Source organism: Pseudoduganella buxea, from assembly GCF_009720835.1.
Taxonomy (GTDB): Bacteria; Pseudomonadota; Gammaproteobacteria; order Burkholderiales; family Burkholderiaceae_D; genus Rugamonas; species Rugamonas buxea.
On the sequence record NZ_WNKZ01000080.1, the window covers coordinates 17,061 to 28,607 of the forward strand.

13 protein-coding genes are annotated in these 11,547 nt (G+C 64.9%); 3 read left to right on the forward strand and 10 right to left on the reverse strand.

Annotated features, from left to right (window positions below):
* Window positions 1-24 precede the first annotated feature (24 nt).
* The 8 genes from GM672_RS21640 to rpe form a co-directional block, all read right to left on the reverse strand.
* On the reverse strand, window positions 25-510 hold the full coding sequence (locus GM672_RS21640; RefSeq protein ID WP_155472605.1) for a DUF1579 domain-containing protein: 486 nt from the start codon (window positions 508-510) through the stop codon (window positions 25-27).
* A gap of 18 nt (window positions 511-528) precedes the next feature.
* On the reverse strand, window positions 529-1,329 hold the full coding sequence (gene trpC / locus GM672_RS21645) for an indole-3-glycerol phosphate synthase TrpC (protein WP_155472606.1): 801 nt from the start codon (window positions 1,327-1,329) through the stop codon (window positions 529-531).
* Window positions 1,330-1,343: 14 nt separating this feature from the next.
* On the reverse strand, window positions 1,344-1,988 hold the full coding sequence (locus tag GM672_RS21650; protein ID WP_155472607.1) for a LysE family translocator: 645 nt from the start codon (window positions 1,986-1,988) through the stop codon (window positions 1,344-1,346).
* Between the two features lie 9 nt (window positions 1,989-1,997).
* The gene (gene trpD / locus GM672_RS21655; RefSeq protein WP_155472608.1) at window positions 1,998-3,035 is read right to left on the reverse strand and encodes an anthranilate phosphoribosyltransferase; all 1,038 of its coding nucleotides are present in this window, start codon (window positions 3,033-3,035) and stop codon (window positions 1,998-2,000) included.
* A gap of 9 nt (window positions 3,036-3,044) precedes the next feature.
* A complete protein-coding gene (locus tag GM672_RS21660; RefSeq protein ID WP_155472609.1) occupies window positions 3,045-3,608 on the reverse strand; it encodes an anthranilate synthase component II in 564 nt (187 codons plus the stop codon).
* A 1-nt stretch (window position 3,609) separates the two neighbouring features.
* A complete protein-coding gene (gene trpE / locus GM672_RS21665; protein WP_155472610.1) occupies window positions 3,610-5,106 on the reverse strand; it encodes an anthranilate synthase component I in 1,497 nt (498 codons plus the stop codon).
* Window positions 5,107-5,355: 249 nt separating this feature from the next.
* Entirely contained in the window at window positions 5,356-6,117 is a 762-nt protein-coding gene (locus GM672_RS21670; protein WP_155472611.1) for a phosphoglycolate phosphatase, read from the reverse strand.
* A complete protein-coding gene (rpe, locus tag GM672_RS21675) occupies window positions 6,118-6,783 on the reverse strand; it encodes a ribulose-phosphate 3-epimerase (protein ID WP_155472612.1) in 666 nt (221 codons plus the stop codon).
* Window positions 6,784-6,981: 198 nt separating this feature from the next.
* Here rpe and apaG point away from each other — a divergent pair, with 198 nt between their 5' ends.
* Both apaG and mltA read left to right on the forward strand, forming a co-directional pair.
* On the forward strand, window positions 6,982-7,356 hold the full coding sequence (gene apaG, locus GM672_RS21680; protein WP_155472613.1) for a Co2+/Mg2+ efflux facilitator ApaG/CorD: 375 nt from the start codon (window positions 6,982-6,984) through the stop codon (window positions 7,354-7,356).
* 138 nt (window positions 7,357-7,494) lie between these two features.
* A complete protein-coding gene (gene mltA / locus GM672_RS21685; RefSeq protein WP_155472614.1) occupies window positions 7,495-8,694 on the forward strand; it encodes a murein transglycosylase A in 1,200 nt (399 codons plus the stop codon).
* Window positions 8,695-8,701: 7 nt separating this feature from the next.
* On the opposite strand, the gene GM672_RS21690 is transcribed toward mltA, so the two are convergent.
* Both GM672_RS21690 and GM672_RS21695 read right to left on the reverse strand, forming a co-directional pair.
* Window positions 8,702-9,139 (reverse strand): universal stress protein, encoded by a 438-nt coding sequence (locus tag GM672_RS21690; RefSeq protein WP_155472615.1) that lies wholly within the window; start codon window positions 9,137-9,139, stop codon window positions 8,702-8,704.
* A gap of 52 nt (window positions 9,140-9,191) precedes the next feature.
* Entirely contained in the window at window positions 9,192-10,463 is a 1,272-nt protein-coding gene (locus tag GM672_RS21695) for an MFS transporter (protein ID WP_229417864.1), read from the reverse strand.
* An 87-nt stretch (window positions 10,464-10,550) separates the two neighbouring features.
* Between GM672_RS21695 and GM672_RS21700 the strand changes: the two genes are divergently transcribed.
* Complete coding sequence (locus tag GM672_RS21700) at window positions 10,551-11,327, forward strand: enoyl-CoA hydratase (RefSeq protein ID WP_155472617.1); 777 nt, start codon at window positions 10,551-10,553, stop codon at window positions 11,325-11,327.
* Window positions 11,328-11,547: the final 220 nt, after the last annotated feature.

The following is an 11,547-nucleotide window of genomic DNA, read 5'->3' on the forward strand; positions in this document are numbered from 1 at the left end:
GGATTGACGCGGGATGCGCCGGCTTCAGGCCGGCGTGAACGCCATCGTCCAGTTGGTTTCCCAGCTGGCGCCGGCGTCGGCGGAAAATGCCTGTTCCCAGCGGGGAGGATGGCCCGGCTTCGCGGTCCACGTAAAGCGCACCTTGATGGGCCGGCCATCCAGTACGTCGTCGGCAAGGAAGATGCCGATGCCGTCGCTGAAGCGGCCCACCACCGGCACGTCCAGTGTCGTGGGATTGCGTCCGTCCAGCCACCAGATCGACCATGTGCCGGTCGCGCTGCAATAGGCGCGTACGGCGATGGCGCGGAACGCGCCTTCCGGGAACTGCAGCAGGTTGTCCTCCAGGTTGCCGAAGCCGCCCAGCGTCCTGACCGTCGACGACAGGCCATCGAATTCGACCCATTCGGTGCAGCCGTTCAGGCGCGATTGCAGGCGCCGGTGCCTTACTCGCCAGTCGCCGATGATGAAATCGAAGTCGCGCGGGGCATCCGGTTCCAGGGGTAGGGGCATGGTCGAGCTCTTGTCGGATCAGGCAAACAGGCGCCGCAGCTCGGCGCCCGGGTCTTCGGCGCGCATGAAGGCTTCGCCCACCAGGAAGGCATGGACGTCGGCTTCGCGCATGCGCGCCACGTCGGCCTTGTTCAGGATGCCCGATTCCGTGATGACCATGCGTTCCTTCGGAATGCGCTCCAGCAGGTTCAAGGTCGTGTCCAGCGTGACGTCGAAGGTACGCAGGTTGCGGTTGTTGATGCCGATCAGGTTGCTCTTCAACTTCAGCGCGGCCGTCAGTTCGTCGCCATCGTGCGATTCGATCAGCACGTCCATGCCCAGCTCGTGGGCGCAGGCTTCCATCTCCGCCATCAGGCCATGGTCCAGCGCCGAGACGATCAAGAGGATGCAGTCCGCACCCATCGCGCGCGCTTCGTAGATCTGGTACATGTCGACCATGAAGTCCTTGCGCAGGACCGGGATGTCGCATGCCGCGCGGGCCTGCTTCAGGTATTCGCTTGAACCCTGGAAGAACTGTTCGTCCGTCAGCACGGACAGGCAGGCCGCGCCGCCGGCGGCATAGCTCGCGGCGATGGCGGCCGGCTGGAAGTCGGCCCGCAGCACGCCTTTCGACGGCGAAGCCTTTTTCACTTCGGCGATGACGGCCGGGTTGCCGGCCTTGATCTGGCGGCGCATGGCGGCCTCGAAGCCGCGCAGCTGGGCGCGCAGTTCCCCATCGCCTTCCACGTCGGCGCGCAGGCTGGCCAGGCTGCGGTATTTCTTGGCGGCGGCTACTTCGTCGGCCTTGACGGCCAGGATCTTGTTGAGGATGTCGGACATGGTTTTTTCAGGATTTAAGTGCGTTCGGCCAGCGCCAGGCGCGCGCCCAGCAGCAGGAACAGGCCGCCCGTCACGCGGTTCAGCCACAGGGCCACGCTCGGCTTGACCTGCAGGCGCGCGCTGGCGAATGCCGTGAACACGGCCAGGCCGTTACACCACAACATGCCGTTGAAATTGAAGATGCAGCCCAGGACGATGAAGGCCAGCGCCTTGTTGGGCGCATCGGCGTCGATAAACTGCGGTACGAAGGCCAGGAAGAACAGCGCCACCTTCGGGTTCAGGACGTTGGTCAGGAAGCCTTGCGCGAAGATGCGGCGGTAGGGCAGGCGGGGCGGGGTAGCCGGTGCCTGTGCCGGCGCGTCAGCGTTCTTCAGTTTCGCGCGCAGCATGCCGATGCCGCACCACACGATATACGCCGCGCCCACCCACTTGACGACATTGAAGGCCGCCGCGGAGGTTGCCAGCAAGGCCGACAAGCCGATGGCCGCGGCCAGCACATGCACCATCGTGCCGGCGCCGATGCCCAGCGCCGTGACGACGCCGGCGCGCCAGCCCTGCGTGGCGCTGCGCGTCATGATGAGGAGGGAATCCGGGCCGGGCATGATGTTCAGCAGCAGCCCGGAAACGATGAACAAGGTCAGGTCGTGGATGCCGAACATGACGGCCCCTTAGTTGTTGGCGCCGAGCGTTTGCGTCACGTCGACGAACTGACGCAGCTTCGCCATGGCCGCGCCGGAGGCGACGGCTTCGCGCGCCCTGGCCAGGCCGTCCTCGATGGACGGCGCCACGCCGGCCGCATACAGCGCCGTGCCGGCATTCAGGGCGACGATGTCGCTGGCCGGGCCGGGCACGCCGGACAGGGCCTCGAACACCTTCTGCTTCGATTCGGCGGCGTCGGCCACCTTCAGGTTGCGGCTGGCGATCATCGGCAGGCCGAAGTCTTCCGGGTGGATTTCGTATTCGCGGATTTCGCCGTTCACCAGTTCGCCGACCATGGTACCGGCGCCCAGCGACACTTCATCCATATTGTCGCGGCCATAGACGACGATGGCATGCTGGGCACCGAGGCGCTGCAGCACGCGGACCTGGATACCGACCAGGTCCGGGTGGAACACGCCCATCAGGATGTTCGGTGCGCCGGCCGGATTGGTCAGCGGGCCCAGGATATTGAAGATCGAGCGCACGCCCAGCTCGCGCCGCACCGGGGCCACGTGCTTCATGGCCGCGTGGTGGTTCGGCGCGAACATGAAACCGATGCCGGACTGCGCGATCGACTGGGCGATCTGCTCGGGTTTCAGGTTGATATTGGCGCCCAGCGATTCGATCAGGTCCGCGCTGCCGGACGACGACGACACGCTGCGCCCGCCGTGCTTGGCCACGCGCGCGCCGGCCGCGGCGGCCACGAACATCGCCGCGCTGCTGATATTGAACGTGTGCGCGCCGTCGCCACCCGTGCCGACGATGTCGAGCAGGTTGGTGGTGTCGGCCATCGGCACCTTGGTCGAGAATTCGCGCATCACCTGTGCGGCGGCGGTGATCTCGCCGATGGTTTCCTTCTTCACGCGCAGGCCCATCGTCAGGGCGGCCACCATCACGGGCGACATCTCGCCGCTCATGATCTGGCGGAACAGGTGCAGCATTTCGTCGTGGAAGATTTCGCGGTGCTCGATGCAGCGGACCAGTGCTTCTTGGTGAGTAATCGGCATGATGGCTCCTTAGCGGACGAGGAAGTTCTTCAGCAGGGCATGGCCGTGCTCGGACAGGATGGACTCGGGATGGAACTGCACGCCTTCGATATCGAAGTCCTTGTGCTTGACGCCCATGATTTCACCGTCGTCGGTCCATGCCGTCACTTCCAGACAGGCGGGCAGCGAAGCGCGCTCGATCGCCAGCGAGTGGTAGCGGATCACCGTGAAGGGGCTGGGCAGGCCGGCGAACACGCCTTCACCCGTGTGGGCGATGGCCGACGTCTTGCCGTGCATGACCTGCTTGGCGCGGATCACCTTGCCGCCGAAGGCTTCGCCGATGGCCTGGTGGCCCAGGCATACGCCCAGGATGGGCTTCTTGCCGGCGAAGTGCTTCAGCACGTCCACCGAGATGCCCGCCTGCGCCGGCGCCTTCGGTCCGGGCGAGATGCAGATGCGCTCCGGGTTCATCGCCTCGATCTGTTCGATCGTGATTTCGTCGTTGCGGAAGGTGCGCACGTCTTCACCGAGCTCGCCGAAGTACTGCACGATGTTGTAGGTGAAGGAGTCGTAATTGTCGATCATCAAGAGCATGTCAGAACTCCCCATCCAGGCCATCTTGCACTTGTTCGGCCGCCCGCAGCACGGCGCGCGCCTTGTTTTCCGTTTCCTGCCATTCCATCTCGGCGATCGAGTCGGCCACGATGCCGGCGGCTGCCTGTACATACAGCATGCCGTCCTTGATGACACCGGTGCGGATGGCGATCGCCACGTCCATTTCGCCGCCGAAGGACAGGTAGCCGCAGGCGCCGCCGTAGATGCCGCGCTTGGAGATTTCCAGCTCGTCGATGACTTCCATCGCGCGCACCTTCGGCGCCCCCGTCAAGGTACCGGCCGGGAAGGTGGCGCGCAGCACGTCCAGGTTCGACATGCCGGCTTTGAGCTTGCCTTCCACGTTCGAGACGATGTGTTGCACGTGCGAGTACTTTTCGATGACCATGCGGTCCGTGACCTTCACGCTGCCCGTCTCCGAGATGCGACCCAGGTCGTTGCGGGCCAGGTCGATCAGCATCACGTGCTCGGCGATTTCCTTCGGGTCGGCCAGCAGCTCCTCGGCCAGCAGCGCATCCTTTTCCGGCGTGGCGCCACGGGGGCGGGTGCCGGCGATGGGGCGCAACGTCACTTTCTTCTCGCCGTCGGGCAGGGTCTCGTTGCGCACCAGGATTTCCGGCGACGCGCCGACGATCTGCATATCGCCGAAGTTGTAGTAGTACATGTACGGCGACGGGTTCAGCGAACGCAGCGCGCGGTACAGGGTCAGCGGCGAATCCACGTAGGGCTTGCGGATGCGCTGGCCGATCTGCACCTGCATCAGGTCGCCGGCCATCACGTATTCATGGGCTTTCGCAACGGCCTTCAGGTAGTCTTCCTTGGCGAAGTCGCGGATGATTTCAGTGCGCACGGAGGACGACGTGACGGGTGCGTCGACGCCGCGGCGCAGCAGCGCACGCAGTTCCTTCAGGCGCAGGCGCGCCTTCGAAAACGATTCCGGCTGCGTGGTATCGGCGTATACGATCAGGTACAGCTTGCCCGAGAGGTTGTCGATGACGGCCAGTTCTTCCGTCACCATCAGCTGGATGTCCGGCAGGCCCAGGTCGTCCTTCGGTCCCGCGCCGGCCAGCTTCTTCTCGATATGGCGCACCGTGTCGTAGCCGAAGTAGCCGGCCAGGCCGCCGCAGAAACGGGGCATGCCGGGCCGCAGCGCGACCTTGAAGCGGGCCTGGTACTGCTCGATGAATTCGAGGGGATTGCCGTCGTGCGTCTCGATCACTTCGCCGTTGCGGATGATCTCGGTGTGGCTGCCGTGCGTGCGCAGCACCGTCTTCGCCGGCAGGCCGATGAAGGAGAAGCGGCCGAAGCGTTCGCCGCCGACGACCGATTCGAGCAGGAAGGTGTTCTTGCCCGTGTTCTGCGTCTGCGCCAGCTTCAGGTACAGCGACAGCGGCGTTTCAAGGTCGGCGAAGGCTTCCGCGATCAGGGGGATACGGTTGAAGCCTTGCGTGGCCAGCGATTTGAATTCGAGTTCGGTCATGTTTCTCTCCAGGGAGCCGGGCGCAATGGTGGCGCGGCTGAGGATTCAAAAAACCTGCCGGGGGAGTGGACGTGGTGATCGGACGCACGGGGCGCGGGAGATGAACACAAGTCACAACGTCGAGCAAAAGCCCCGACGGCAGCAATCAGTTTGGCTTAGACAGCCCAGGATTGCCAGCGTCGCCATAGCCAGGCCTCAATCGAGCCTTGGTGGGTAACGTTGTGTCTTTTGTTCAGAAACATCGGTCGTTTAGTGTGCTTGCTGCGGTTGGGTAGAGTCGCCGGCTGCGGCACCGTCTGTGGCACCTGCTGTGGACTCGTTATGCAGCCCAATCAGTTGGGCTGCGTGAAGCAACGTGTCAACTATACCATCGGAATCCGTTTCGTGTATAGACTCACCGTGGTTATAACCATATGGCACCGTCAGCACGGGGCAACCGGCGGCGCGGGCCGCTTCGGCGTCGTTCGACGAGTCGCCAATGGCCACCACCTGGGCCGGCGGCAGGCCGAAGAATTCGCAGGCCTTCAACAGCGGCATCGGGTCCGGCTTCTTCTTCGGGAAGGAGTCGCCGCCGTAGATGACGTCGAAATAACCGTCCAGTTCCTTCAGCTTCAGCAGGGGCAGGGCGAAGGCCAGCGGCTTGTTGGTGACGCAGGCCAGGCGCAGGCCGGCGCCTTTCAGCTCGGCCAGGCCGGCCGCCACGTCCGGATACAAGGTGCTGTGGTGGCCGTTGATGGCCAGGTAGTGCCGCTGGTAGGCATCCATCGCGTCCGTGAAGTGGCGCTCGATGCCGGCGTCGTCATGGTCCAGTGCCAGCACGCTGCGGATCAGGTTTTCCGAGCCCTTGCCGACCATGTTCTTGATCTGCTCGGCCGTGATGTGGGGCAGTCCCAGTTCGTCGCGCATGCGGTTGATGGCGACGTGGAAGTCCGGCACGGTGTCGAGCATCGTGCCGTCCAGGTCGATGATGGCGGCGCGCACGCCGCACAGTGGGTGGGCCGCCGTCGTCATTTACACCCCCGCCAGCTGGGCGCGCATGGCGTCGATGACGGCCTTGTAGTCGGGCTGGCCGAAGATGGCCGAACCGGCGACGAAGGTGTCGGCACCGGCTTGCGCAGCCGCGGCGATATTGTCGACCTTGATGCCGCCGTCCACTTCCAGGAGGATGTCGCGGCCGGATTCGTCGATCAGCCGGCGTGCCTCGGCGATCTTCTTCAGGGTCTGCGGGATGAAGGACTGGCCGCCGAAGCCGGGATTGACCGACATCAGGAGGATCATGTCGACCTTGTCCATCACGTGCTCCAGGTACGACAGCGGCGTGGCCGGGTTGAACACGAGGCCGGCCTTGCAGCCGTTATCGCGGATCAGCTGCAGCGAGCGGTCGATATGGTCCGATGCCTCGGGGTGGAAGGTGATGATGTTGGCACCGGCCTTGGCGAAGTCGGGAATGATGCGATCGACCGGCTTGACCATCAGGTGCACGTCGATCGGTACCTGCACATGTGGGCGGATCGCCTGGCAGACCAGCGGGCCGACCGTCAGGTTCGGCACATAATGGTTGTCCATCACGTCGAAGTGGATGATGTCGGCGCCGGCGGCGACGACGTTGCGTACTTCTTCACCCAGGCGGGCGAAGTCGGCGGACAGGATGCTGGGGGCGATGCGGTAAGTAGTCATGGCGGGCGGCTGATAAAAAGATGCGCTATTTTACGCTGCGGTGCGCAAGGCGCGCAGCGCACCGTGCGAAACGGGCCGATTTCGGCCGGAACGGGCTGCCCGCGCCCCCGCTCACCGTGCGCCTTGAATTTTCGGCATAATTGCAGGTCAAACAAGGGGCGCGCGCCCGCGCTGCCCAGCAATCACCAAGGAATATCGATGGCCCAATATGAATTCGCCGTGACGGTCAGGACCCAGTACCTGCCCGAACAGTCCGACCCGGAGCGCACCAACTTCGTGTTCACCTATTCGATCACGATCAAGAACACGGGCACGGTGGCGGCCCAGCTGATCTCGCGCCACTGGGTCATCACCGACGCCAACAACCATATCGAGGAAGTGCGGGGCCTGGGCGTGGTCGGCCACCAGCCGCTGCTGCAGCCGGGCGAGCAGTTCGAATACACCAGCGGCACGGCGCTGCGCACGCCGCAAGGCTCGATGGTGGGCGAATACTTCTGCGTGGCCGAGGACGGCCACCAGTTCGAAGCGAAGATCCCGGAATTCGTACTGTCGCTGCCGCGCACGCTGCACTGAGGCGCTGTCGTATCATGAATCGTCCGGCCGCCTGGCCGGCGGTTTCTTTTTCTTGCCCGGCATCGTCCACCACACGATAAACACGAGCAGGAACAGCGCCACCAATGCTTCGATCATCAGATACCACATAGCTCCCCCATGTCATTTGTACGCCGTAGTCTACTCTTTTCCACTCTGCCGTTGGCCGCTGCCCTGCTGCTGGGCGGTTGCGCGACGCCGCCGCCCGCACCACAGCCGGTCCCCCAGCCCGCACCGCAGCCCGCACCTCAGCCAACTCCGCAGCCGCCGGCACCGCCGGCACCGACCGGTCTGGTGCCGGCCACGTTCGCCGAACTGCCCGGCTGGGCGCGCGACGACCTGCGCGCCGCCTGGCCGGCATTCCTGTCCTCTTGTTCCGTGCTGGGCAAGCGGGCCGACTGGAGGGAATCGTGCACGGTGGCGCGGACGGTCGACAAGGGCAGCGAAGCAGCGATCCGGCTGTTCTTCGAGACGTTCCTGCAGCCGCAGCGCGTCGTCGCGCCGGACGGCAGCGACAGTGGCCTCGTCACCGGATACTACGAACCGCTGCTGCGGGGCGCGCGCAAGCAGGGCGGCCCGTACCAGACCCCTCTATATAGAGTGCCGGACGATCTGCTGACCATCGAACTGGCCGGCCTGTACCCGGACCTGAAGGGCAAGCGCCTGCGGGGGCGGCTGCAGGGCCGGAAGGTGGTGCCATATTCCAGCCGGGCCGAGATCGCCCAGGCCAGCTTCACCGGCAAGGAACTGCTGTGGGTGGAAGACTCGGTCGAGGCCTTCTTCCTGGAAGTGCAGGGCTCCGGGCGGGTGCAGCTCGATTCGGGCGAAACGGTGCGGGTGGCCTACGCAGACCAGAACGGCCATCCGTACAAATCCATCGGCAAATGGCTGATCGAGCAGGGCGAGCTGACGCCGGAACAGGCGTCGGCCCAGGGCATCAAGGCATGGATCGCCGGCCACCCCACCCGCAAGCAGGAACTGTTCAACGCGAACCCCAGCTATGTCTTTTTCCGCGAGGAGAAGCTGCCCGACCCGTCGATCGGCCCGAAAGGCTCGTTGGGCGTGCCCTTGACGCCGCAGCGTTCGGTGGCCGTGGATGCGTCGCAGGTGCCGCTGGGCGTGCCGCTGTTCCTGTCGACGACGCAGGCGGCCAGCGATATCCCGATGCAGCGCCTGGTGATGGCGCAGGATACCGGCGGCGCCATCAAGGGCGCCATCCGGGTCGACTTCTTCTTCGGCTTCGGCACGGAGGCGGCGGAGAACGCCGGCCGCATGAAGCAGCGCGGCCAGGTGTGGCTGCTGCTGCCGAAGCCGCAGTAAGCACGCTTCAGCGCAGCACGAGCACCGGCAGCGTCGTGTGGGCCAGCACCTTCTGCGTTTCGCTGCCGAGGAACAGCTTGTTCAGGCCCTTGCGGCCGTGGGAAGCCATCAGGATGATGTCGCAGTTGTGCTTTTCGGCGGCCGCGACGATCTCCTCGTAAGGGCTGTGCGAATTGGCGATGATGCCTTCGAACGGCACGCCGGCGGCGGCGGCCGCGTTGGCGATCTGGTCCAGGTTGCGGCGTGCGGCCGCGTTCAGCTGCGTGTCGAACACTTCCGCATCGGGCACCACGGCCCCCTCGGCCATCGGGAAGAAGGGGAAGGGCTGGATCACCGAGATGCCGACGATGCGGGCGCCATGGATCTTGGCGAAATTGACGGCGATGGCGGTGGCTTTTTCCGACAGATCCGAGCCATCGGTGGGCAGCAGGATATTCTTGAACATGGCGGACTCCCTTATCAATAAGGCAAGCGCCCAGTGTAGGTCCGTGCCCTGTTCAGGGGCGCACGCTTCGGATCGCGCGCGAAGCGAACAGTCCGGCCGTCAGCAGCACGCTGCCGGCGGCAATGCAGGCCAGCGCCGTGCGCACGCCGAAGCTGTCGGCTACCGCTCCGGCGGCCAGCGCTCCCAGCGGCGCTACCGCGATGGTGAGGAAGCGCATCGTCGAGATCATCCGGCCCAGCATCTCGTCCGGCGTGACGCGCTGGCGCAAGGCCTGGTACGGAATAAAGAACAGCATGACGCCGCAATCGAAGAAGAACACCAGCGCCGCGTAGGCCGCCGTGGTGGCGTGCGCGCTGCCGAACAGTTCGCGCGGAATGGTGGGCATCAGCACGAAGCCCACCGCCGTGCCGGCGGCGCCGATCAGCATCGTCACGCCGGCGCCGTAGCGGGCGTTGAGCGGCTTGATGACCTGGGAGCTGACGAAGACGCCGATCCCGCCCAGCATCTGCGCCATGCCCAGCATGCCGGCGCTCATGCCCAGTTCGCGCGTGGCGAACAGCACCGTCAGCGCCGAGTATCCATAGAAGAGCAGGTGCCAGATGCCGGCGCCCCAGGCCAGCGCGCGCAGCAGTGGCTGGCCCCAGATGAAGGCAAAGCCGGCCTGGATATCGTGCAAGGGGTGGCGGCCCGTGGGCACTGGCGCCGCCTCCCGCACCTTGACCCTGACCAGGTTCCATGCGGAGACGAGGAAGGCAAAGGCGTCGACCAGGATCGCCACCGGCGCCGTCAGCCACTGGATCAGGACGCCGGCCAGGCCGGGTGCCAGCAGCCGCGAAACCGAATCGGTGGTGGCAAAGCGCGACTGCGCTTCCACCATGCGTTCGCGCCCCACCATCAAGGTCAGGAAAATCTGCTCGGCCCCGCCGCCGATGACGGAGCAGACGCCCAGCGTGGCAGCCACGCCGTACAGCCAGGGCATCGACAATAGGCCGCACCACCAGGCCACGGCGATCGACGCCAGCGTCAGGCCGTGCAGCAGCTTGGTCGCCAGCAGGATGGGCTGCTTGCGGTTGCGGTCCAGCCAGACGCCCGCCGGCAGCGCAAAGAAGGCAAAGGGAATCGCCTGGCAGGCGGTGAGGATGCCCATCTGGGCCGGCGTCGCATGCAGCAGCAGCACCGCGCACAGCGGCAGCGCGAGGGCGCCGATCTGGCCGCCGAAACTGGTCAGCACGAGGCTGGCCCAATAGCGACGGAAGTCAGGGCTGGCCAGCAGCGGGTCGCCGCGCCATCGTTCGGTGATCTGTCGGCGTAGGGTGGTGAACATCGGTCGGCCGATCATAGCAGTCCACCCCCGATGACGCTACAATCGGCGGATGAATTGCCACCAGAGCCCACCCTTGAGGAGACCCGCATGCAATATGAAGACCTGATCGTCGAAGTCCACGGCAAGGTTGCCCTGATCCGCCTGAACCGTCCGAAGGCACTGAACGCGCTGAACGACCGCATGATGAACGAACTCGGTGAGGCGCTGGCCGCGTTCGACAAGGATGCCGATATCGGCTGCATCATCCTGACCGGCAGCGAGAAGGCATTCGCGGCGGGTGCCGACATCGCGGCCATGGTCGACTATACCTACCAGGATACCTACCGCGACAACTACATCACCCGCAACTGGGAACATATCCTCAAGGTGCGCAAGCCCGTGATCGGCGCGGTGGCCGGCTATGCCCTGGGCGGCGGCTGCGAGCTGGCGATGATGTGCGATTTCCTGATCGCGGCCGACAGCGCCAAGTTCGGCCAGCCGGAAATCAAGATCGGCGTGACGCCGGGCGCCGGTGCCACGCAGCGCCTGCCACGTGCCATCGGCAAGTCGAAAGCCATGGATTTGCTGCTGACGGCTCGCACCATCGATGCGGCGGAAGCGGAGCGTATCGGCCTGGTGTCACGCGTGGTACCGGCCGACAAATTGATCGATGAGGCGTTGGCGGCCGCCAATACCGTCGCGGCGATGCCGTTGTCGGTGGCGATGATGGTGAAGGATGCCGTCAACCGCGCGTTCGAGACGACGTTGACCGAAGGCGTCAATTACGAACGTCGCCTGTTCCACGCGGCGTTCGGCACGCCGGCCCAGCGCGAGGGGATGAAAGCATTCCTCGAAAAGCGCTTGCCAAACTTCGAGGGGCTTTGATATAGTTCTGTCCCTGCCGCAGCGTAGTAGTGAAAACGAAACGAAGCGGTGGTGCAAAGCCCGGAAAGCCGGGCCTAGCGAAGAAAAAGAGATGTTGACGAGCTGCACGAAACACCGCATAATCTCATCTCTCTGCTGCTGACAAACACAACGATTTGTCGGGGTCGCAAGACCAGCAGCAAGCGCCTTAGGGCAGAATTCTTTAACAATCAACAGTCGA

What these genes read in the sequence shown, in the direction of transcription:
- GM672_RS21670 (WP_155472611.1), bottom strand. Translation starts at nt 6,117, where the DNA reads ATGACGACGGCGGCCCACCCACTGTGCGGCGTGCGCGCCGCCATCATC.
- trpC (WP_155472606.1), bottom strand. Translation starts at nt 1,329, where the DNA reads ATGTCCGACATCCTCAACAAGATCCTGGCCGTCAAGGCCGACGAAGTA.
- GM672_RS21660 (WP_155472609.1), bottom strand. Translation starts at nt 3,608, where the DNA reads ATGCTCTTGATGATCGACAATTACGACTCCTTCACCTACAACATCGTG.
- GM672_RS21700 (WP_155472617.1), top strand. Translation starts at nt 10,551, where the DNA reads ATGCAATATGAAGACCTGATCGTCGAAGTCCACGGCAAGGTTGCCCTG.
- mltA (WP_155472614.1), top strand. Translation starts at nt 7,495, where the DNA reads ATGTCATTTGTACGCCGTAGTCTACTCTTTTCCACTCTGCCGTTGGCC.
- trpE (WP_155472610.1), bottom strand. Translation starts at nt 5,106, where the DNA reads ATGACCGAACTCGAATTCAAATCGCTGGCCACGCAAGGCTTCAACCGT.
- trpD (WP_155472608.1), bottom strand. Translation starts at nt 3,035, where the DNA reads ATGCCGATTACTCACCAAGAAGCACTGGTCCGCTGCATCGAGCACCGC.
- GM672_RS21650 (WP_155472607.1), bottom strand. Translation starts at nt 1,988, where the DNA reads ATGTTCGGCATCCACGACCTGACCTTGTTCATCGTTTCCGGGCTGCTG.
- GM672_RS21695 (WP_229417864.1), bottom strand. Translation starts at nt 10,463, where the DNA reads ATGTTCACCACCCTACGCCGACAGATCACCGAACGATGGCGCGGCGAC.
- apaG (WP_155472613.1), top strand. Translation starts at nt 6,982, where the DNA reads ATGGCCCAATATGAATTCGCCGTGACGGTCAGGACCCAGTACCTGCCC.
- rpe (WP_155472612.1), bottom strand. Translation starts at nt 6,783, where the DNA reads ATGACTACTTACCGCATCGCCCCCAGCATCCTGTCCGCCGACTTCGCC.
- GM672_RS21640 (WP_155472605.1), bottom strand. Translation starts at nt 510, where the DNA reads ATGCCCCTACCCCTGGAACCGGATGCCCCGCGCGACTTCGATTTCATC.
- GM672_RS21690 (WP_155472615.1), bottom strand. Translation starts at nt 9,139, where the DNA reads ATGTTCAAGAATATCCTGCTGCCCACCGATGGCTCGGATCTGTCGGAA.